Below are 22,027 nucleotides of genomic sequence, written 5' to 3'. Positions count from 1 at the left end.
TATTTGCAGCTTGGCGTATTTAACGCTAATCTATACTGTAAATTTATACAGTTAAGTGGCGCGGTTCATCTTTTGAACGCTAGCGCCCCAACAGTGGATTATGATTTTATATATTGCTGAAAAACCCAGTCTAGGTCGTGCTATTGCCGATGTTCTGCCAAAACCACATAAAAAAGGTGATGGCTTTATCACTGCTGCTAATGGTGATTGCGTCTCATGGTGTATTGGCCATTTGCTCGAACAAGCAGAACCGGACGCCTATGACGATGCATTTAAGTCATGGAAACTCGAACATCTTCCCATCGTGCCACAAACGTGGAAACTACAACCTAAACCTAAAACGCGCAGCCAACTTACGGTGTTACGAAAATTGGTCAAGCAAGCATCATCGATCATTAATGCTGGCGATCCAGACCGTGAAGGGCAGTTGCTGGTCGATGAAGTGATTTCTTATTTGGGTGTGAAAGGAGACAAGCTGAGTCAAGTTCAGCGCTTGTTAATCAGTGACTTAAACCCACAAGCGGTAAAACGTGCTTTAGGGCAATTACGCAGTAACCGAGAGTTTATTCCATTATCGACTTCTGCATTGGCCCGCAGCCGTGCTGATTGGCTATATGGCATGAACATGACCCGAGCCTACACGATTCAAGGTCGTAAAGTGGGTTACCAAGGTGTGTTGTCGGTTGGCAGAGTGCAAACACCTTTGCTGGGGCTCGTCGTTCGTCGCGATGATGAGATTGCCGATTTCAAACCCAAAGCTTTCTATGAAGTCTTAGCGCATTTACTCACCGACCAACAACAAGCCTTTACTGCTAAATGGCAACCTAGCGAAGCATGTCAGCCATATATGGATGAAGACGGACGAGTATTAGCTAAAGGCTTAGCCGAAAATGTCGTTGCCCGTATCAATGGGAAACCAGCGGAAGTCACTAAAATTGAAGCTAAAGATAAGCGCCAAAACCCACCATTACCTTACAGCTTATCGGCACTGCAAATAGATGCAGCTAAACGTTTTGGCCTGTCAGCGAAAGAAGTACTGGATACTTGCCAAAGTTTGTATGAGCGCCACAAATTGATTACTTATCCGCGCTCAGACAGTCGCTATTTACCTAAAGATCAGCATGCTTTGGCGCCAAAAGTATTGGACGCCGTGCTCAAAGGCGCTTCAGGCTTAATTGAGGGTTGTGAGTCTCCTAATAGTAAACTTAAATCTAAAGCGTGGGATGACACTAAAGTAGATGCTCACCATGCGATAGTGCCAACTGAAAAGGTGGCTAATTTATCGACATTATCAAGCAATGAAGCCAAGTTATATCAACATGTGGCAAGGCAATATTTAGCCCAGTTCTATCCCGCTTATATCTATGCAGAAACCGCCGTTGAAGTGACCATTGCCGGTGGGTTATTTACCACTAAAGCACGTCAAGATAAAACCTTAGGCTGGAAACAACTGTTTAAACGTTCTGCCACTGCAAATCAATCTAGTTCTAATTCAACAAGCAGCGACGACGACAATGAAGACGCGGTACAGTCTTTACCGCCACTGGTTAAAGGTCAAATTTTGCATTGTCAGCGTGGTGAATTACTACAGAAAATGACCCAAGCGCCGAAGCATTTTACCGATGCGACATTATTGGGCGCGATGACGGGTATTAGCCGTTATGTGACAAACAGCGAGATTAAAAAAATCCTTAAAGAAACCGATGGCTTAGGTACAGAGGCCACACGTGCCGGCATTATTGAATTGCTGTTTAAACGCGGTTATTTAATTCGCCAGGGTAAATCGATATTGGCCACCCCTGTGGGTACTGGCTTAATCCGCAGTTTACCCGAATCAGCAACCACGCCCGACATGACCGCATTATGGGAAAATAGCTTGGATGCTATCAGCCAAAAACGTTTAAAGTATGATGCTTTTATGCAGCCATTGTTGAGCCAATTAGATGGCCTAATTACCCAAGCATCGAGCCAGTTACCCTCGGCCTTACAAGGTGTCGCCAGTACTGCACCTAAACGCAGTTTTAAGAAATCGTATAAAAAGAAGGCTAAAGCGAAAAGCTAAATTGGCAAGAGTTACTTGCATTACAGTCTAGGTATTTCGGGAATATAACTGTGTTAACTCACCATTAGGAACTTTGTAAATGTCATTGTGAACTTTTAAACCATTAAGTTCATATAGTAGATATTTACAGACAAACATACTAATAACCTAGGAAAATAAAGGAGAGTGTTATGAAAAGCACACTAGCGTTAACGATATTTGCAGCAAGTTTATTGTCTTATGCATCTAATGCCACAGCAGATAAAACCATTTTAGCTGGTGGATGTTTTTGGTGTATGGAATCAGATTTTGAAAAGCTTGATGGCGTAACCGATGTGGTCTCAGGATTTACTGGCGGAAACATCAAAGACCCTACTTATAATGGTAACCACAGTGGTCATTATGAAGCGGTTGAAATAACATACGATCCTAGCAAAGTGAGCTACACCGAGCTGTTAGAACATTACTGGGTCAACATTGACCCTTTTGATGCAAGCGGACAGTTTTGCGATAAAGGTTCTAGCTATTTAAGCGCCATTTTTGTGGCAAACGACACCGAGCGACAAATTGCCCAACAGTCTAAAAGCAAGGTTGAAAAGCAATTTCCTAATAGTAAAGTTGTGACGCCTATTTTAAATGCTTCAATTTTTTATCCTATAAAAGGCGATGAAAGTTATCATCAGGATTACTATAAGAACAACCCAATTCGCTATAATGCTTATCGCTGGAATTGTGGCAGAGACCAAAGGTTAAAAGATATTTGGGGAGATAAAGCGACACATTAATTTATTGGTTTTCAATCGAACTCCTGTGAGTTCGATTGATAGTGGCTATGTTTAGCTTATGTTTGACTCCTGTTTACAACATAGCCCCGCGACTAAAAGCTATTCTTGATGAAGTGCAACAGTAATGAAGTTTATTTAGCGCTAATTTATTGTCCGCTAATTGTGATACAGATAACTTATCAATAATGTATTGATTCTATTCAGTCCGGATTAACATCACGGGATTCTATTTTACCCGTATGCGTTTGAACATTTAAAACGAGCATTTAATCCAACACGCTTTTATCGAGTATGCCTTTCTCTATTAGTTGCAGTAAAATACTGCGAGTTTTGTCTTTAAGCATGTCACGCAGTAATCGCGCTGCGGGTGTAATAGATTGTCTGCTAGGAAATACCAACCAGAGTTCAGTGGATTTAACGGGATAGTCCGCCATTATCCTCACTAGGTTATTGGTCAGTAAGTCATGTGACATGTCTAAGCATGACTTAGCTGATATTCCTTTGCCATTAACGCACCAACGTCTAACTAAGTCTGCATCATTGGCAACCCGGTCACCGGATACTTTTACTTTAATACTGTTGTCAGCTTGGGTGAACTCCCAGATGTCGTGAGTTAAGTTTTGTAATTGATATAGCAGGGCATTATGTTCTGCCAATTCTTGTGGATGTGTTGGGGTGCCAAATTTATCAAGGTAAGTTTGTGATGCACAAATTAGCCTTGGCACATTACAAATTTTAAAGCCGTATAAATTAGCATCATTAGGTGAACCATAACGTAAAGCTAAATCGACAGCGTCGCGATAAAAGTCAACGTTGGCATCACTAATGCTGACTCTCAAACTCACTTTTGAATGAGTATCCATAAATTCATCAAGCCAAGGGATTACAATATTACGCCCCAGATCCGATGATATGGCTAAGCGTAAGTCACCATCAATAATGTCCAGCTCACCTTTCATGTTTTGCTTTGCTTGCTCCAGCATTAACATGGCTTGCTCACACTGCGGTATATACTTTTCGCCAGCGCTCGATAAACGAAGTTGCCGGGTGGTGCGAATAAAAAGTTCAACGCCTAAACTGGCTTCAACCCGTTTTAATGCAGCACTAGCGGTTGCAGTGCGCATGTCTAGATTGGTTGCCGCGGCAGTGATGCTGCGAAACTCTGCGACTTTAAGCACCACATAAAGGTCTTCTAATAACATGATTATCCATTTTTAATTGATAATGTTTCAATTATTATGCTGTTTATGGGAGATAAAACAAGCACTAATATAGCTTCATCAAGTTTGAGCAACCTTATTTTATATATCACAGGAACAATCTTATGAAAGCTATTGGATATAAACAGTCTCTTGAAATTTCGAACCCAGAATCTTTAATCGATGTGACATTGGATCAACCCATTGCAACAGGCCGTGATTTATTGATTAAAGTGAGTGCCATTGCCGTTAACCCTGCCGATTATAAAGTGCGCTTAAACATGCCACCGGCAGACGGTGAAGTAAAAGTGATTGGTTGGGACGCGGTTGGCGAAGTCATTGCAACGGGTGATAAGGCAAGTCAATTTAAACCGGGTGATGTGGTGTACTATGCTGGTGATATTACTCGCACAGGAAGTAACGCTGAATATCAGTTAGTAGATGAACGCTTAGTGGGCATGAAGCCTAAGAGTTTATCGAATGCAGAAGCTGCTGCACTACCTTTAACGGCGATAACAGCATGGGAATTGTTGTTTGAACATTTATCGATTAAGCAGCAAAGCCCTGGCGCTGTAGAGAAATCAAACGAAGTGATTTTGGTTGTTGGCGCAGCGGGTGGTGTGGGTTCTATATTTGTACAATTGGCTAAAGCCATTACGGGTGCAACCATTATTGGTACCGCATCACGTGCCAGTTCAAGTGAGTGGGTTAAGAAATTGGGTGCGGACTATGTTGTCGACCACACTAAACCGCTTGTTGCGCAAATAGCGGCATTAAACATTGGCCCTGTTACTCATGTTGCGAGTCTAAACAGCACCGATACTTATTTTGACAGTTACACAGAGTTATTAGCACCGTTTGGTAAGATTGCGATGATTGACGATCCAGTTGCGCTTGATGTGACTAAATTAAAGCTAAAGAGTTTGTCATTACATTGGGAGTTTATGTTTGCTCGTTCGATGTTTAACGCAGTCGATATGGATGAGCAGGGACGTTTACTTAACCGAGTAGCGGATCTTGTCGACCAAGGTTTTATTCAAACTACGTTAGGCCAGCACATGGGCGCAATAAATGCTGCAAATCTTCGTGCTGCACATGAGGCGTTAGAAGCTGGCCGTGCGATTGGTAAAATTGTGTTAGAAGGGTTTTAATTAAGACCTTAAATTATATTATTGAGTAATGTTAAATACTTATATTATCGAACACTTAGATTATCGAACAGGAATCAACATGTCACATTTAACGATTGTAGCCAATATTAAAGCCAAAGCGGACAAAATTGAATTGGTGAAAACTGAGTTACTGAAGCTGATTGACGTTACACGCGCTGAAGAAGGGTGTATTAGCTATGAATTACACCGAGACAATGATAACTCTGCTCACTTTATGTTTTATGAGACTTGGCAGACACGTGAATTATGGCGTGTGCATATGGAAAATCAACATTTAGCCGATTTTGTGGCTGCAACTCAAGGCGCTGTTGATGAATTTACGTTGAATGAAATGACCGTTATCGACTAGTTTTATTCAAGTTGGCGATTCAATTGAATGACATCCAAAAGCAGAACATAAAATGTTCTGCTTTTTTGTCGATTTTTTTTAGTCTCTTATGAGACACTCAAGTGATAAATCGACTTGATTAAACCTAGTTCAGGTTAAATATTAGGATAAGTGGCAAGATGGAAATCAGATTTACGCAGTTGCAGTGTTGTTCATCGAGTGTCACAGTCGATATTGATGATTGGGTGATTGAATCACAACAATCTTGGGGGGTATTTAGCACCGAAGGTGATGTCGGTGCATTACTTGGTCAGTTATTAACCCAGCAAGTTGATGCACAAACCTTAACATATAGTGGCGATATTACCGGTGTCACGCCAGCTTGTGTGGCATTAGTGTCATTGCTTGAGCAACAATCACTGCTTGAAGCTATTTTAGAGCAAGATGATAGTGAGTCACTGGGATATACCGATCCTAAAACGACCGTGTTTGGGGTTGTTTTTAATCAATGCCATGACAATGACTTAACCCATCAATTGCTGCAGCAATTAGATTTAACGCATTTAAGCTTAAGTCCTTTTGCTCAATTGTCTACCGGTGAAGGGCGCAGAGTCATGCTTGCCCGTGCAGTAGCAACCCAAGTGCCTTTTTTAGTGCTCGACGAACCTTATGCAGGCCTTGATGTTGCGCACAGACAGACCCTGACGGAATATTTACAACAATTATCTCAAACCAAACAGATACTGGTCGTGGTGTCGCGTGAAGAAGATATGCCAGATTGGATTGAACATGTTGCTATGTTTAGTCATGGTAAATTAGACACTATGATGACCAAATCACAGTGGGACAACCATCCTGTAATTGCCCAGTTAACGGCGCAAGCGGGTCAACAAAGTGATGATATATTGGCGCTTATTCGTCGGCACAGACACAAGCCATTATTTGCTAACCCGGTTTTTCAGTTAAACAATGGACGAGTGGCTTACAGCGATAAAGTGATTTTCTCGGGTGTGAACTGGCGTATTGATAATGGCGTGCATTGGCAGGTCAAAGGGCCTAATGGCTGTGGTAAGAGTACTTTGCTTGGGCTTATTTTTGGTGACCATCCACAATGTTACAGTAATGACATTGATATTTTTGGTAACAAAAGAGGTTCTGGCGAAAGTATTTGGGAAATTAAAAAACACATCGGTATGGTGTCTTCGGCATTACATCTTCAATACCGGGTTAATTGCAGTGCACTGGATGTGATTGTTTCTGGCTTTTATGATTCTATTGGTTTGTACCAAAAACCGACGGCACAACAAATATCTGTCGCTACAGAATGGTTGGCCATTTTACACATGGGCCATTTAAGTAAAACCGCTTTTCGACAATTAGAATATGGCCAACAACGCTTATTACTCATTGCTCGCGCCATAGTGAAACAACCCACCTTATTGATCCTCGATGAGCCTTATCAAGGTTTGGATTATTTGGGACGCCGACTGATTAAAAATGCCCTTGAACTCATTGCCAAAGAACACTTAAGTCAATTGTTGTATGTCTCGCATTATCAAGAAGATAGCCTAGACAGTATTCAGCATTATATTGAGTTTGTGCAAGATGAAAACCAAGATGGTTATCGGGCGGTGGTTTCTCAGGGGTAATTCCATCGTGTTTAAAGAGTCTCTAAATAGCTAACTTAGGTTGGCTATTTTTGTTTGTGAGTTTATTTTCTAATAATAATTGATAATGTTTCAATTATTATGCTGTATATGGCGATTAAACTTTTGTATATCATAACCACATTAACGCCGATAGCCTTGAATATTGAGTGAATTGAGCTGTAATAGGGCTATAGACATACAGCGACACGCTTAAGGAAACTGATGCTACTTGATACACCCATTTGCGATTATGGCTGGAAAGCCCCAGATTTCACCTTGAAAGATGCCAATGGTAATGCTTTTACCATGAGTGAGCACTTAGGAGAAAAGGGCTTATTAATTATGTTTATTTGTAATCATTGTCCTTATGTTAAAGCCGTTGCGACGCGTTTAGCTGCGGATACAAAGCAATTAATGGCTGAAGGCATCAATGTGTTAGCGGTCATGTCTAATGATTATCATGATGTTGAGGCTGACTCGCCACAAAATATGCTGCGTTTTGCCAAGCAACATGGCTTTGAATTTGCTTATTTAGTGGATGAAGATCAGCAAGTGGCTAAGCAATATGGTGCTGTGTGCACCCCTGACTTTTTTGGTCTTAATCATCTTGGTGAATTGCAATATCGTGGCCGGTTAGATGATGCGCGTTTGCAAGATGCGCCGAACAGAGAACCTGAACTACTACAAGCCATGCAAATGATTGCTGCAATAGGCAAAGGTCCTAAACAACAAACAGCCAGCATGGGTTGCTCTATTAAATGGCGATAAGCCCGTTCAGTTGGCTATAAATTTAGTGCGCTATAAACCTTGAGAAATTGTTTTTAAGCACCATAATAATGCAAAGAAAGTTTCAAGTTAACTGTGTTGTTAACTAATTGTATTTATTGTTAATTTGTATTTTGTTTTTTTGAGTTTAGTTTGAGTTTAGTTTGAGTTTTAGATGTTATTTACGACAAATAGTTGTGACTAACAAGGCTAGTTACTCGATGATATTAATCAACAGCATTAATCAATGTCGTTAACTGCCAGTCCTTTTAATGATTGTAAAATCGAGATATCACATGACCAATGCCATTATTGCTGATTTAGAAAAACGCTACACCGCCAAACGCTACGATGCGACTCAACGCGTGCCAAAAGAAGATTTAGCCGTGATTTATGACGCTATGGTGTTATCGCCGTCATCAATTAACTCTCAACCATGGAAGTTTATCGTGATTGAAAGTGACGAAGCCAAGCAACGTTTACATGACTCTTATGCTAATAAGTTTCAGTTTAATCAACCGCATGCTAAAACGGCTTCACATACTATATTGTTTGCATATAACCCTAAGTATACCCGTGAAGATTATGCCAAAGTGGTAGATCAAGGCATTATTGATGGCCGTACTAAGCCTGAAGATCGCGAAGCTGCATTTGGTGGATACGCATTTGTTGACTTAAACACTGATGAAGCGGGTAACAATGCGGCTTGGACTAAGTCACAAACCTATTTAGCATTAGGTAACACTATGCATACGCTAGCGCGTCTTGGTATCGACTCTACGCCAATGGAAGGTGTTGATAGTGAAATGCTAGGCCAAATATTTGCTAAAGAGTTGGACGGTTATGTGTGTGAAGTTGCATTAGCATTTGGTTATCATCATTCAGATGAAGACTACAACGCCAAGTTACCAAAATCTCGTTTAAACATTGAGCTAGTATTACAGGTTTTATAATTGATAAGTCGCTATTTACGCGACTGATATTAATGAAAAAGGGGCATAAGAGTAATCTTATGCCCCTTTTTTAAGTTACTGAAGCTGAACACGTTGACCAGTATTGAGTCACTAGCGCAAACAGTGGCCACGATTGAGGCTTATCAATTTATCGAGTACGCGTTCGCCGTCCATACGAATACCATTGTGCTCATATTCTGATGTGAGCCAGTACTTAAGGTTAGCCACTTTTTTAGTGGTTTCTAAACTGTATTGCATTTCGACAAACATATCTTCGCTGTATATCGCGGCTGCAACCGGGACTTTATTATTCGCCAGTTTCTCTAGGTCATATAACGCAGGCCAGTCTTTTTTCGCTGCGATAAGTTCAGCGGCTTGTTGCAGTGGAATGAGTTGTTCAAATTGGGCAAACATCCACGGATAGACCATTTCGCCAGTGAACAATAATGGTTTGTCAGGACGATAGTTAAATTGGCTGTATTGTGCTCGTACTCTGTGTGCGGCCCAAGCTGATGCTTGTTGCTGACAATAAATAGACTCATGCATTAATGCAAAAATAGGGTTGGTGTTATAGTCGAGAAATTGACTGAACTGATGTAAAAACAGTGGATTAATGTCGATACCATGCGGCGTTTCAATTAAGGCTTGCTCAAGCAGATAGTAAACCGCTTCAGGGCCTTGTTCCATACCGATATTAATGCCTAACAACTGCAACATTTCGACCGTGAGTTGCTCGCCAGTGGCTAAGTAGACTTTGTTTTCGTAAAGGTATTTTGCTAAGTCATCGACTAAGGTGCGTGCATCACTAAAACGCTTGAAAAAGTCATTGTTTTTAGCGATGACACGTTGATAAGTGGCTTGATAAACCTCTTCGGCAGGGCGGTCTAGTGAAGGAATACCACCAGTAATGTATGCCTCTTTTAGGCCTTCTGGCGCAGCAGACAAATAATGCAATACACAAAACCCACCAAAACTTTGGCCTAAAATACTCCAAGGTTGGTCTGGCGATAATTTTGCGCGAATATACTCCGCATCTCGAACAATATTGTCTGCACGGAAAAAGCTTAGGTAGTCCGCTTGGTCTGTTGAACTCATGTAGCTTAAGCTGGTGGCATTAACTGGGCTTGATAGTCCGGTGCCCCGTTGATCGAGTAATAATACTCTATATTCAGTTAACGCACGTTTTATCCAACCGTTATTGCTGATCGGTCTGACGGCACCAAATCCTGGCCCACCTTGAAAAAACACTAAATAAGGCAACTTTTTATGTTGGTTCTCAACGCTGACAATTTCCCGAGCGAAAACTGTAATCTGTTTACTTGGACTTTGTTGATAGTCTAACGGCACGGAGAAAAAGTGCTTACGAGCAACAATGTCTGCTAAGGTGAGTTCTGTGTGCATATAATGCCTATTCAGTGTTGATTAATGGTACAGCAAATTTTTTCAAACTCTGATGTACCGGTGCTATTTTTTGGTGTTAGAGGCGCATCTATATGGTTTGACTCATACGGTGTTTGGGCACTTATTTAGGCGCGAATGGTACTATTTTATGAGCCATCTTAACGATTAACAATCGGTAACTCGATGGAAATCACATTAAATAGGTATCTAGATCAAATCTGCCTAGGTAAAATTAACTGATAATTAACCGAATGATCATAAAGAACGAGGTTGTCGATGAAGTATCAAATCATCCCCGTAACGCCTTTTCAGCAAAATTGTAGTGTTATATGGTGCGAAAAGACCTTAAAGGCTGCGGTTGTTGATCCTGGTGGCAATATTGACCGAATTTTAGCTGAGGTGGCTAAGTTAGGGTTAAGTGTTGAACAAATATTATTAACCCATGGTCATATAGATCATGTTGGTGGAGCAGCTGAATTAGCCAAAAAATTAGCTATTCCGATTATAGGCCCGCACATAGCGGATAAATTTTGGTTAGAAAATTTAGTTAAACAAAGTCAAAACTTTGGTTTTCCACGCGCTGAAGCTTTTGAGCCGACTCAGTACCTTAATGAAGGTGATGAAGTGAGTGTGGGAGAACAACATTTACAGGTGTTGCATTGTCCAGGGCATACACCCGGACACATTGTTTTTTATGATAAAATGGCTAATTTAGCTTGGGTTGGCGATGTGCTTTTTAGAGGCTCAATTGGTCGAACTGATTTTCCGCAATCTAATCATCAAGATTTACTTCACTCCATTACCACCAAATTATGGCCATTAGGGCTCAATGTCAGTTTTATTCCCGGTCATGGGCCTATGTCGACGTTCGCTGATGAGCGACAACATAACCCTTTTGTTGCCGATCAGTTATTTGATTAACAAATTGTTATGTGATCAGGTCATTGAGGTTATTTATTAATAAGTTGAAACTATTGATTCTTTGCATTGTAAACGCAGTCTGTTAGCTTAAGATAATGCGTTTACAAATGATGGACAGCCAACATGGTTCAACACCTCGTTGATTTACTCGATACCTGGTTACCTTCTTATCAAGAAGACTGGGTACTCGCCGTTCTTACCCAAGTACAAGGGTCTTCTTACCGCAAACCTGGCGCCATAATGCTATTTCATCCAATGGGTAAAAGCCTAGGGATGTTAAGTGGTGGTTGTCTTGAGGCGGATTTACGTCGTCACGCCCAACGTGCGATTCAAACTCAGCAAGTTATTCAGTTAACCTATGACGCAACCGATGAGTCTGATACCAGTTATCAGCTGGGCTGTGGTGGTATTGTTAATATCATGATGGTGTCGTTAAATAAATCGAACAATTATCTTGGTTTGGTGAGTGTCCATGACGCCTTAATGCGTGGTCATGCAGGTGTGTATCAAATTGATGTTGTTGCAGATGGCACGCCGGTCAATAAACTAAGTGGTCACTTTGTCGAACAAGGCGCCGAGCTATCAACATCTGTCACTCTCAAGAGTAAAACTCGCGCAGTAGTCGATCAAGATACTACTGTGTTGCATATTCCAGTTAGACCACCAGTACACATTGGTATTTTTGGTGGTGGCTTAGATGCACAACCTATTGCACAAATGGCGCAAACACTTGGTTGGAAAGTCAGTGTGTTTGATGAACGTACTGCTTATGCGCGTACTTATGATTTTCCTGGATGTCAGATCATCAAGAAACCAACAGCAGAAGTGTCTACAACACTTTTGGCTAGTTTAGATGCCGCCTTTGTGATGAGCCATAATTTACAAATTGATGCTAAAACATTACAGGTACTCCAAACCATACCTTTGGCTTATATTTCGTTATTGGGTCCTACCCATCGTCGTGACAAGGTGTTGAGCATGGCTGAACTCAGTGTCGATGATTTTAGTGGCTATTTTTCGGCACCTGCAGGGTTAGCATTAGGCGGCGAGCTGCCTGGTTCGGTTGGGCTCAGTATATTATCCCAATGCCATGGCGTGCTGTATCAAAGTCAGTTAACCAGCCTTGATACGGTGATGTTGTCATAAACTCTCAGAGTACATGCATTCATGAAGCCTAAAATTGTTACTGTAATCTTAGCCGCTGGCGCTAGCAGTCGTTTTAACGGTGCTAAAATTGTCGCCAAAGTGCAAGGCGAGCTAAGCTTACTTGAGCATTGCCTGCAGACTCTCGATCGCGTCACCACCGCAGTGGGTATCGCCCCAGCGGTGGTAATGTTAGGTGCACATCAAACGGATGAAGTATTGGCGATCACTGCGGATCATCATCGGCTCATCAATGATAATTGGCAGTTAGGCTTATCAAGCTCGGTAAAACTTGCAGGGCGTTATGCTCAAAGCCAACAAGCAGATGCAATGTTAATCGTATTAGCCGACCAAGTGGCTTTGCAAGAAACAGAGTATTTGCAATTGATAGAAGCCTATATTCGTAATAACTTAACTACTTGCGCTTTTTACCTGCAAAATGTGGGTGTTCCAGCTATTTTTTTAGCTGAAGATATTAATGTTTTGATGTCGATTGATGGCGATAAAGGTGCTAAAAGCATTTTAAAACAACATGATAAAAATAATAGCTTGAACGTTGTTCAGATGGAACAAGCGCAATTTGATATTGATACACCAGCTGACTTAGCTCGTTGGTTAGATAATAAGGATTAATTATGACAACCCCAACACAAAAACTGATGGTAAATGGAAAGGATTTCACCCTCGATGCAGACCCTAATATGCCCGTTCTTTGGGCATTGCGTGACATATTAGGCCTAACTGGCACCAAATTTGGTTGTGGCGCAGGGCTTTGTGGGGCATGCACTATTCATGTTGACGGTAGTCCTATGCGCGGGTGTTTAACCAGTTTAAAACAAGTACAAGGCAAGCAAGTTACCACTATTGAAGGTCTTGAGGCTGAAAAGTTAAAGCAAGCTTGGTTAGAACATAATGTACCGCAATGTGGTTATTGTCAGGCGGGGCAGTTAATGTCTGCTGCTGCGTTATTAACCTCGACGCCCAAACCTACTGAAACACAAATAGCCGATGCCATGTCGGGTAATATTTGTCGTTGTGGGACTTATCCACGGATAAAAGCCGCTATTCAATCGGCTTCGGAGGCGTGATCATGACCACATTCACAGCAGTTGAAAATATTAGTCGTCGTAACGTATTAAAGATATTTGGTGCAGTCGGTGGTGGATTAGCGTTAGGCGCAACAGGCTTAAGTTGGAGCCCAATGGCGTTAGCTCAAGACAAGCAAGCAATGATGAACTTGTTTGTGGCCATTGGGGAAGATAATAAGGTGTATTTGACCTGTCATCGCTCTGAGATGGGACAAGGGATCCGAACGGGCATACCACAAATTTTAGCTGATGAATTGGAAGCTGATTGGGATAAGGTTGTCGTGGTTCAAGGTTTAGCAGATAAACGTTACGGCAGCCAAAATACCGATGGTAGCCGCAGTATCCGTAAGCATTATCAACGTATGCGCCAAATGGGCGCAACCGCCAGAACCATGCTTGAACAAGCCGCAGCACAAATATGGCAAGTTCCAGTGACTGAAGTGTACGCTAAAGCTCATAAAGTCCATCACAAAGGCAGTAAAAAGAGTCTTACTTACGGTGAGTTAGCACTAGTTGCAGCGACATTAGCGATGCCAGAGTTAGATTCGGTTGTGCTCAAGCCCGAAAGTGAATTCACTCATATCGGTCAATCCCACACCATTGTCGACATGGATGCGATGCTAACGGGTAAAGCAATATACGGATATGATATTAAACTCGATGGAATGTTGTATGCCAGTATCACTCGTCCGCCAGTGTTAGGCAGTGATGTGGTTAGTGTTGATGATGCAAAAGCCCGTAAGATTGCTGGGGTGGTTGATATTATTACTTTGCCAGTGCCTAAAGGTGCGCCATTATTCCAAGCTCTAGGTGGGGTTGCCGTGATTGCAACAAACAGCTGGAGTGCAATTGAAGCACGTAAAGCGTTAACCATTACCTGGTCTAAATCGATTAATGATAGTCATGACTCAGAGACATATTTGCAAGGCTTGGTCGAGCGAGTTAACCAACCGGGTAAAGTGATGCGTCAATTAGGTGAGTCTGTTACTGATTGGCCACAAGCTTCTACGGTTAAGGCCGTTTATACCGTTCCGTATTTAACTCATGCAATGATGGAGCCGCCAGTAGCAACGGCGAATGTGACGGCTGAAGGTTGCGAGTTGTGGGCTTCGAGCCAAACACCACAAAGTACCCAGCAAAATGTGGCAGGTGCGTTAGGGCTTAAAGAAGAGCAAGTTACGGTTAATGTGACTTTGTTGGGCGGTGGTTTTGGACGTAAATCTAAGCCGGACTTTAGTGTTGAAGCCGCTATTTTATCGCAAAAACTCAATAAGCCGATCAAAGTCTGCTGGAGTCGAGAAGACGAAATTCAAAACGGTTATTACCATGCGATCAGTGCACAGATGTATCAAGTTGCATTAGACAGCAATAAGATGCCGACAGCATTGTTAGCGCGTACTGGTTTCCCTTCAATTAGTTCAACATTTGCCGAAGGTGTTGAATATCCTTCAGCTGGCGAACTTGATTTAGGTTTTAGCGATGTACCGCTAGCCCTTAAAAATATCCAACTTGAAGCCGTTAAAGCTCCTGCACACACTCGTATAGGTTGGATGCGATCAGTATGTAATATTCAACATGCTTTTGGTATTGGCAGTTTTGTCGACGAAATAGCGGTAAATGCTAACAAACCCTGTGTGCAAATGTGGCGTGATTTATTAGGTCCATCTCGAATTGAGCCGTTTGAAAATCAAGCTTTTACTTATGGTAATTACGGTGAGGAGTTAGCGGATCATCCCGTTGATGTGGGCCGTTATCATAAGGTGTTAGATAAGTTAGAAGCGGTAATGGCAGATGCGCCTAAAGCGGCTGAAAACCAAGGTTGGGGTATGGCTGTTCATCGCAGTTTTGTTAGCTATGTTGCGGTAGCAACATTAGTTGAAGTGGTGGATAAACAGCTTAAAGTATTGAAATCCATAGCGGTGATTGACGCCGGTAGAGTGGTTAATCCTGATCGGGTTAAATCACAACTAGAAGGCGCAATCATTTTTGGGTTAAGTTTAGCCATGATGGGCGAAATCAGCTTTAAAGATGGCAAGGTTGAACAATCTAACTTCCATGATTATCCGTTATTGCGTTTACCTCAATGCCCTGATATTGAGACCTATATTATTGAGTCTACGGCAAAACCTGCCGGTGTTGGTGAGCCAGGCGTACCGCCTGTTGCACCGAGTTTAACCAATGCAATTTTTGCGGCCACGGGGATCAGATATCGCGATTTACCGCTTAATAAGTTTTTATCGATCTAGCCATTTTCGTGAGCTATAGCACTTAAGTTTTATTATCTTAAGCCGATAATAAATAAGCCAAATGCCTAAGTGTATGCGCACTTAGGCATTATTATTGTGTGCAAACAAAAAATTTAAAAATGTTGGTTATTGAATAGTAATTGAATCTGAATAATCAGACTCTTCTATAATATTAATTGGCGTTTGTGTGGGTGTTATTCGTTTATGTCGTTTTGTTCTCACTGTTGAGATAATGGCCAATTGCCTTAGGAAGCTTATATGAAGCAAATCCAGTTTAGAAAAATTGATGCAATCTTGATTAAATTGAGCCTAAATGGAAAATTTTGGGTGGTGTGTTCACTTGTGGCATTGATCACCAGTGTTGTAGCGCTAATGAATTACCAACAAACAAACGACTTAATTGAACAAACATCGTTACAACGTGTTAAAGCAAGTATTGAAAGTTATGCTTCGGTTGCTAATAATCAAGGTTTAGCAAATGATGCCCTTAAGCAATTTGCCCAAGAAAATCAATTGCAGTTATCTGGGCGCGACAATACGTTACGTAGCGGCGATGTAGTGACGGCATCGGCGAGTGTGGGCAACCAATTTTTAACGATGAGTCAAAATGTACAACCGTCGGAACAAGAGCCGTTAAGCCAAACTAGTTTTATGTTAATAATCGCATTGGTGGGTTTATTACCCTTATTTCAGTTGAGTTACTGGATCTCAACCTCATTAGGGGGAGGTTTATGGGAAATGTACATGGCAATCAAGCGTCTAGCTGACGGTGATTTAACCATGAGGTTAAACTTTTTTGGTACAGACGACTTCAGTTTAATCGCCAAAGATATTGATCGTTGCGCCGATAATATGAGTGAAATGGTCAGTGCTATCCGCAGTAATGCTGAAACCTTGGCTGTTGCCGCTAACGAGTTTAATCATCAAGCCAGTACCAACGACGAGCTGATTGATCAGCAACATCACTTTTTAGACTCAGTGGCACACGCCATGGATCAAATGACGGCCGCCATAGCCGATGTGTCACATCACGCGAGTGATACATCATTAAATACTAAGCAAAATGCAACGCAAATGGATCAAAGCCAAAGTAAGATTAACGATGCCGTCAAACGTATTAGCTATTTGTCTGAGCGTATCGCTGAAGCGTTTTCATCTGTCGAGCAGCTCTCCCGCGATGCAACCCAAATTAATGATGCTGTTACTACCATTGATAGTATTTCTGAACAAACCAATTTATTGGCATTAAATGCTGCCATTGAAGCGGCGCGTGCCGGGGAGCAAGGTCGTGGTTTTGCTGTGGTGGCGGACGAAGTGCGAACCCTTGCGGGGCGTACCCAAAAAGCCACCGTAGAAATTCAAAACATGATTGAAGGGTTGCAACAAGGTTCTAAAAAACTGACCAGTATTACCAATGTGATTGTTGCTGAAGCAGACCAAGGGAGTGCTAGCATTAAGGCGGTCGGTGATGATATTACTCATATGGCTGAGTCTATTAATGCGGTGTTCGATATGAGCAGCCAAATAGCCGCATCCGCGGAACAACAAAGCATGTCTGCGAGGGATATCGCCTCACAACTTAATCAAATTCGTCATCAATCGGAAACGATTCGCAGTACTTCCAAACAAGCTGGTGTATTAGCTAAAGATTTGAATCAATCGTCTAAAGGCTTAGCTGCGATTTTAAGTCAATATAAAATCTAGCGCTTACAGCCTTATCATTAAAGAGGAGATCGTTGATATATTTTTGATTAGCTTGAAATAAAGTACTAAGGTATCTGGTCTGTTACTAAGTTGTTAAGTGGTGATTTAAGTGTATTGACTCTAATTAGTCGTCGAACACCACTTGAGTTAGTCGCATTACACTATTAGATATTTGTGAATAGCATGGTGTATGTGTCATCGCTACCTTATTGCGGCGCTTTATTGTGTTATTAGGCAAACATCATTAGGAGTATAAATGATTATTATCTCTACGCGCGTTGTTATAGCGCTGACCTTAAGCTGTGTATTATTGAGTACCTCTGCCGCGATCGCAGCACCTCAGAGTATTGCGGTGTTAAACGCCCAAGGCCAACCAGCACAAAACATGGTGGTGTATTTACTCCCCAGCGACCCTGCCAATATTGTTACCACCGTTGCTCCGCCAAAAGCTGAAGTTCATCAAAAAGATAAGCAGTTTTCTCCCTATATTACTGTTGTACAAAAAGGCAATGATGTGGCTTTTGTCAATGAAGATGATATTACTCATCATATTTTTTCTGCATTAGGGCCGAAGCGTTTTTCATTCAAACTTCGTCATCAGCAACAACAGCAAATATTGAGATTTGAGCAAACAGGGCATGTGTCTATGGGCTGCAATGTTCATGACTGGATGTCTGGACATTTATTGGTGGTCGACACCCCATATTATGCTGTGACCAATTTAGAAGGGATAGTAGCATTTGCGGATTTACCTGCTGATGACTTCAAGCTGGTTGTGTGGCATCCACAGCTAAAAATGCCTGATAATCAGCAAGTGAAAACTGTTCATTTCCCTAGAGATAACGCTATGACTATCACCTTACAGGCAGAATTTGATAATATTCCCAGCCAGCAAAGTTTAGATGAATTTGAATTTTTAGAAGGATACTAGTATTGCTATTTTTTAATCGGTTGCAAACTCGGATTTTTGCTTTTTTTGTATTGCTAATCATTGCCGTACTGAGTTTGTCTTTTTGGTTAACGTATCAATCTAATCAAAGGTTAGAGCAACAGTATGTGGCCAATCAACTTGAAGTAGCGAGTTTAGTTTTCGAGTCGCAATATGATAACCGAAATTATTATTTGGCTGCATTTGCCGCGACGGCCGCAAAGGATTTTGGTTTAAAAGATATCTTTATTGATGGCGATAATCGTAGTTTTCTAGTGGCGTTAAATAATCATCGCAGTCGGATTAATGCATCTTTAGCAATGGCGGTGTCTGCTGAAGGTAAAGTTATTGGCCAGCTGGTGGCTTCACAAGGTGAATTAGGTCGTGAAGCCGTTGCTCTGGGCTCGGAGCAGAACGAGGTGTTTCGATACAAGTTAGGTTCTGAATTTGAAACACTAAGTCCATTCTATTTATTAGATAATAAACTGTATCAAATTAAGTTTTCACCACTCACTAGTGGCGGTAATAGCGTTATCGGTTGGGTGGGTTTTGGGTTTCTTATCGATGATACCTTAGCTAATTCGTTGCAGAAGCTCACCGGCTTAAACAGCGGTTTTATGTTAACAACTGAAAGTAAAGTCACTGAAATTGGTCATTCAGGTCTGTCGTTGCCTGAAGATGAAAGCTCATTATTATCGCGTTATATCATTGAAGAGAAAACCAACCACGATTATATTCTCTGGAAGCAATCTTTAGGTGAAGTCGATGGTCAGTCTCTACATGCCTATATGTATAAATCACGCTCTGATTTATTGGCATCAATAGAGTCTCAGTGGTTACAACAAGTTGCGGTGTTAGTCATGATGTTACCGGTGTCCTTACTGTTGGCGTTTTGGATATCGGGCAGTATCACTCGACCTATTACACAGTTAATTGCCCAGGCACGTTTTATCGCACAAGGTAATTATGATTCTAATGTGAGTGTCGATTCCAGTATTGAGCTACAGCAATTAGCCAATGAATTTACCTCGATGCAGCAAGCTATTCTACAACGAGAAAAAGCCATTGCTCATCAAGCCTATCATGACCCATTAACCAATTTAGGCAATCGTAATGAATTACAGCGCATGATTGAACCTTGGTTAGTATCGGGGTCAACCATGGGTCTGTGTTTAATTAATATTCGCCGTATGACTGAAATTAATGTCACCTTAGGTCACGCTGTAGGTGATGAAGTAATTAAAGAAGTGGCTAAACGTTTATGTGAGGTTAATCCCGATGCCTTAGCTTATCGATTGTCGGGTGATGAGTTTGTTTTAGCATTTAAGCATTGTGAACATCAATCGTTCGATGTGCTTCTCAAAAAGCTCCAAGATCAGATTGGCCAAGATTATCACTATCAAGATGTAATGTTACATTTGCAGTTTACTGCTGGTGTCAGTTTTTATCAGCCAAACGTAGATATTGTTACCCTGCTAAGACAAGCTGACACGGCTTTGCAGCACGCTAAAATAAATAAGCGTGATTATCAAATCTACGATGCCAATATCGATAAAAATAGCATTGAACGTTTTCAACTCATTAACGAGCTTAAAGTGGCGATTGAGCAAAATCAGTTAGTGCTTTACTACCAACCAAAATTAAACTTAGCCAAACAAAAAATTACCCATGTTGAAGCGTTAGTTCGCTGGGATCATCCCGCTAGAGGCATTATTCCACCGGATACGTTTATTCCTATCGCTGAAAAAACCATGCAAATGGATGCATTGACCCGCTGGGTGATTACCGAAGCTATGGCTCAATATCATCGTTGGCAATTACTGGGCATTGATATGTGTATAGCAGTAAATATTTCGGCTGAAAATTTAAAAGACGAGCAATTTTGCCACTGGGTCATTAATGCCCTCGCTGAGCATAATGTACCTGTTACCGCGATGACGTTAGAAATAACTGAAGATGCGGTGGTATCTGATCCCGAGCTGGCAATAAAACAGCTCACGTTATTGCGTCAAAATGGACTCACGTTATCAATAGATGACTATGGCACTGGCTATTCTTCATTGGCACAATTGAAACAGCTGCCGGTCGATGAACTTAAAATTGATAAGTCGTTTGTGCAAAAGTTACTTGAAAATGAAGCAGACCAAATCATTGTGCAATCGACGTTACAATTAGCTCATAATTTAGGCCTTAAAGTGGTTGCCGAAGGCATTGAAGACAAGGCTACTTTAGAATGGTTAACCAATCTAAACTGCGAAATGGGCCAAGGCTTTTATTTGTCGCGACCATTGCCTGAACAACAGTTTAATGACTGGTTAGGGCAATCTGATTACCTGTAGGAGAATTGATTATTTGCGGCTTACGTACAAGGATAGTGTGTTGCTTACTGTGTGTGAGTAGCAGTATTTATGCCGAACCATTGGATAATGACGTGATTGGTCATGCAGATGTTGAGCATGATTTCAGTGGCGTGATAGATGTCCGTGTTGGTTATGCCGATAGCATCGATTCTTATTTGGATGGTGGATTGGGCAAGTTTGGCGTTAATTATGGCGCGCACTTAGCCTTATCACAACTGGGGTTAAGTTATCACAGCCAATGGGGCGATGCCTGGTCGAGTCGTATTGTGGCGAATGGATATGTTGATGGTATCAATAATGGGTTAGGTATCACTGAAGCCATTTTACGTTATCGGGATATTCCGAGTGAGCAAGGTATTCGGTTTGATGTTCAGTTTGGCTTGATGTATCCGCAAATATCGTTAGAAAATGTTGCTACCGCATGGGCATCACCTTTCACCTTAAACTATTCAACCATGAATAGTTGGCTGGCCGAAGAGGTTAGGCATATTGGCCTGTCGACAACGGTTGAATCATTAGGGAAATATCGGCAATCAGAGCATGATTTTTCGTTAACTGCAGAAGCCTTTATGTTTAACGATACCACCGGCGCGATGCTGGCTTGGCACGGTTGGACTCAAACCTCAAGACAAACATTAGTGCAAGAAACCATTCCCATCGCTGCCATTCCTGCAATGGAAGAGGGGGGTATGTTAGAGGCCCAAGCCGCTAACTCAGACCCTTTTACTGAACTTGACGACCGTATCGGTGGGCATGTACTCGCAAAGTGGACTTGGCGTAATAAAGGCAGTATTCAAGCGGGTTACTATGATAATAACGCCAATACGCATATTGTTAAGCAAGGTCAATATGTGTGGTTGACCCAGTTTGGTCATGTTGGCGCAAAATGGCGTTTGCCTTTTGGTGTCAGTTTAATCAGTCAATTTATGCAAGGAACCACCTTAATGACCAACACTGATGGTTATCCTGTGGTCGATAATGATTTTCAATCGGGTTACGTGTTATTGAGTAAACGTTGGGACAAGCACAGATTAAGTTTAAGAGTTGAAGACTTTTCTGTTACCGATAATGATCTTACTCCTGAAGATAATAATAATGAAGATGGCCAATCATTGACCCTTGCGTATCAATATCAACTCGATAGACCGTGGTTTATCCAATTTGAATACAATGCTGTTGATTCAACTCGTCCTGCTAGAGCGTATCTTAATGAATCGGTCGAACTGCTTGAGCAACAATGGCAAGTGTCTAGCCGTTACTTTTTTTAGTTAAGCCTACTGCAAGTTAATTCAATAAAGTTAGCAAGACAAAGTTAGCAAGACAAAGTTAGCAAGACAAAGTTAG

General features: G+C 41.6%; 18 protein-coding genes. 16 read left to right on the top strand and 2 right to left on the bottom strand.

Annotated elements, in window-relative coordinates; translation table 11 throughout:
* Nucleotides 1-100 precede the first annotated feature (100 nt).
* Together H5125_RS18660 and msrA are read left to right on the top strand one after the other, a co-directional pair.
* A complete protein-coding gene (locus H5125_RS18660; protein ID WP_182744992.1) occupies nt 101-2,062 on the top strand; it encodes a DNA topoisomerase III in 1,962 nt (653 codons plus the stop codon).
* A 170-nt stretch (nt 2,063-2,232) separates the two neighbouring features.
* The gene (gene msrA, locus H5125_RS18655; protein WP_182744991.1) at nt 2,233-2,826 is read left to right on the top strand and encodes a peptide-methionine (S)-S-oxide reductase MsrA; all 594 of its coding nucleotides are present in this window, start codon (nt 2,233-2,235) and stop codon (nt 2,824-2,826) included.
* A 266-nt stretch (nt 2,827-3,092) separates the two neighbouring features.
* Here the strand turns inward: msrA and H5125_RS18650 are convergent, their stop codons facing one another.
* Nucleotides 3,093-4,028: a LysR family transcriptional regulator gene (locus H5125_RS18650; RefSeq protein WP_182744990.1), complete on the bottom strand. Its 936-nt coding sequence runs from the start codon at nt 4,026-4,028 to the stop codon at nt 3,093-3,095.
* Between the two features lie 122 nt (nt 4,029-4,150).
* Here H5125_RS18650 and H5125_RS18645 point away from each other — a divergent pair, with 122 nt between their 5' ends.
* The 5 genes from H5125_RS18645 (at nt 4,151) to H5125_RS18625 (ending at nt 8,892) form a co-directional block, all read left to right on the top strand.
* Nucleotides 4,151-5,176, top strand: a complete 1,026-nt coding sequence (locus H5125_RS18645; protein ID WP_101086732.1) for a zinc-binding alcohol dehydrogenase family protein — start codon at nt 4,151-4,153, stop codon at nt 5,174-5,176.
* Between the two features lie 79 nt (nt 5,177-5,255).
* Nucleotides 5,256-5,546 carry a putative quinol monooxygenase gene (locus H5125_RS18640; protein ID WP_182744989.1) on the top strand — a complete coding sequence of 97 codons (291 nt, stop codon included), beginning with the start codon at nt 5,256-5,258 and terminating at the stop codon, nt 5,544-5,546.
* Between the two features lie 158 nt (nt 5,547-5,704).
* The gene (locus H5125_RS18635; RefSeq protein ID WP_182744988.1) at nt 5,705-7,174 is read left to right on the top strand and encodes an ATP-binding cassette domain-containing protein; all 1,470 of its coding nucleotides are present in this window, start codon (nt 5,705-5,707) and stop codon (nt 7,172-7,174) included.
* 222 nt (nt 7,175-7,396) lie between these two features.
* The gene (locus tag H5125_RS18630) at nt 7,397-7,942 is read left to right on the top strand and encodes a thioredoxin family protein (protein WP_182744987.1); all 546 of its coding nucleotides are present in this window, start codon (nt 7,397-7,399) and stop codon (nt 7,940-7,942) included.
* A 293-nt stretch (nt 7,943-8,235) separates the two neighbouring features.
* Nucleotides 8,236-8,892: a nitroreductase family protein gene (locus H5125_RS18625; protein WP_182744986.1), complete on the top strand. Its 657-nt coding sequence runs from the start codon at nt 8,236-8,238 to the stop codon at nt 8,890-8,892.
* 111 nt (nt 8,893-9,003) lie between these two features.
* On the opposite strand, the gene H5125_RS18620 is transcribed toward H5125_RS18625, so the two are convergent.
* Nucleotides 9,004-10,293, bottom strand: coding sequence for an alpha/beta fold hydrolase (locus H5125_RS18620; protein WP_182744985.1), 1,290 nt, complete (start codon nt 10,291-10,293; stop codon nt 9,004-9,006).
* A gap of 276 nt (nt 10,294-10,569) precedes the next feature.
* Between H5125_RS18620 and H5125_RS18615 the strand changes: the two genes are divergently transcribed.
* From H5125_RS18615 to H5125_RS18575, 9 genes are all read left to right on the top strand, one after another.
* Entirely contained in the window at nt 10,570-11,214 is a 645-nt protein-coding gene (locus H5125_RS18615; RefSeq protein WP_182744984.1) for an MBL fold metallo-hydrolase, read from the top strand.
* Between the two features lie 123 nt (nt 11,215-11,337).
* Entirely contained in the window at nt 11,338-12,360 is a 1,023-nt protein-coding gene (locus H5125_RS18610; protein WP_182744983.1) for an XdhC family protein, read from the top strand.
* Nucleotides 12,361-12,381: 21 nt separating this feature from the next.
* Nucleotides 12,382-12,990, top strand: coding sequence for a nucleotidyltransferase family protein (locus tag H5125_RS18605; protein WP_182744982.1), 609 nt, complete (start codon nt 12,382-12,384; stop codon nt 12,988-12,990).
* A gap of 2 nt (nt 12,991-12,992) precedes the next feature.
* On the top strand, nt 12,993-13,445 hold the full coding sequence (locus H5125_RS18600) for a (2Fe-2S)-binding protein (protein WP_101086741.1): 453 nt from the start codon (nt 12,993-12,995) through the stop codon (nt 13,443-13,445).
* 2 nt (nt 13,446-13,447) lie between these two features.
* Nucleotides 13,448-15,691, top strand: a complete 2,244-nt coding sequence (locus H5125_RS18595) for a molybdopterin cofactor-binding domain-containing protein (protein WP_182744981.1) — start codon at nt 13,448-13,450, stop codon at nt 15,689-15,691.
* A 258-nt stretch (nt 15,692-15,949) separates the two neighbouring features.
* On the top strand, nt 15,950-17,395 hold the full coding sequence (locus H5125_RS18590; RefSeq protein ID WP_182744980.1) for a methyl-accepting chemotaxis protein: 1,446 nt from the start codon (nt 15,950-15,952) through the stop codon (nt 17,393-17,395).
* Nucleotides 17,396-17,651: 256 nt separating this feature from the next.
* Complete coding sequence (locus H5125_RS18585; protein ID WP_254439824.1) at nt 17,652-18,326, top strand: hypothetical protein; 675 nt, start codon at nt 17,652-17,654, stop codon at nt 18,324-18,326.
* A gap of 2 nt (nt 18,327-18,328) precedes the next feature.
* Nucleotides 18,329-20,662 (top strand): EAL domain-containing protein, encoded by a 2,334-nt coding sequence (locus tag H5125_RS18580; RefSeq protein WP_101086744.1) that lies wholly within the window; start codon nt 18,329-18,331, stop codon nt 20,660-20,662.
* Nucleotides 20,663-20,715: 53 nt separating this feature from the next.
* Entirely contained in the window at nt 20,716-21,951 is a 1,236-nt protein-coding gene (locus H5125_RS18575; RefSeq protein WP_310734200.1) for a hypothetical protein, read from the top strand.
* Nucleotides 21,952-22,027: the final 76 nt, after the last annotated feature.

The sequence above is a fragment of the Shewanella sp. SR44-4 genome (assembly GCF_014163715.1).
Taxonomy (GTDB): domain Bacteria; phylum Pseudomonadota; class Gammaproteobacteria; order Enterobacterales; family Shewanellaceae; genus Shewanella.
Note: the sequence above shows the minus strand (reverse complement) of the source record. Positions and strands in the feature narration are given on the sequence as shown.

Bases quoted from the DNA above. Each gene is read 5' to 3' on its own strand.
- msrA (WP_182744991.1), top strand. From the start codon at position 2,233: ATGAAAAGCACACTAGCGTTAACGATATTTGCAGCAAGTTTATTGTCT.
- H5125_RS18600 (WP_101086741.1), top strand. From the start codon at position 12,993: ATGACAACCCCAACACAAAAACTGATGGTAAATGGAAAGGATTTCACC.
- H5125_RS18645 (WP_101086732.1), top strand. From the start codon at position 4,151: ATGAAAGCTATTGGATATAAACAGTCTCTTGAAATTTCGAACCCAGAA.
- H5125_RS18660 (WP_182744992.1), top strand. From the start codon at position 101: ATGATTTTATATATTGCTGAAAAACCCAGTCTAGGTCGTGCTATTGCC.
- H5125_RS18635 (WP_182744988.1), top strand. From the start codon at position 5,705: ATGGAAATCAGATTTACGCAGTTGCAGTGTTGTTCATCGAGTGTCACA.
- H5125_RS18590 (WP_182744980.1), top strand. From the start codon at position 15,950: ATGAAGCAAATCCAGTTTAGAAAAATTGATGCAATCTTGATTAAATTG.
- H5125_RS18625 (WP_182744986.1), top strand. From the start codon at position 8,236: ATGACCAATGCCATTATTGCTGATTTAGAAAAACGCTACACCGCCAAA.
- H5125_RS18595 (WP_182744981.1), top strand. From the start codon at position 13,448: ATGACCACATTCACAGCAGTTGAAAATATTAGTCGTCGTAACGTATTA.
- H5125_RS18610 (WP_182744983.1), top strand. From the start codon at position 11,338: ATGGTTCAACACCTCGTTGATTTACTCGATACCTGGTTACCTTCTTAT.
- H5125_RS18630 (WP_182744987.1), top strand. From the start codon at position 7,397: ATGCTACTTGATACACCCATTTGCGATTATGGCTGGAAAGCCCCAGAT.
- H5125_RS18640 (WP_182744989.1), top strand. From the start codon at position 5,256: ATGTCACATTTAACGATTGTAGCCAATATTAAAGCCAAAGCGGACAAA.
- H5125_RS18615 (WP_182744984.1), top strand. From the start codon at position 10,570: ATGAAGTATCAAATCATCCCCGTAACGCCTTTTCAGCAAAATTGTAGT.
- H5125_RS18650 (WP_182744990.1), bottom strand. From the start codon at position 4,028: ATGTTATTAGAAGACCTTTATGTGGTGCTTAAAGTCGCAGAGTTTCGC.
- H5125_RS18620 (WP_182744985.1), bottom strand. From the start codon at position 10,293: ATGCACACAGAACTCACCTTAGCAGACATTGTTGCTCGTAAGCACTTT.
- H5125_RS18585 (WP_254439824.1), top strand. From the start codon at position 17,652: ATGATTATTATCTCTACGCGCGTTGTTATAGCGCTGACCTTAAGCTGT.
- H5125_RS18605 (WP_182744982.1), top strand. From the start codon at position 12,382: ATGAAGCCTAAAATTGTTACTGTAATCTTAGCCGCTGGCGCTAGCAGT.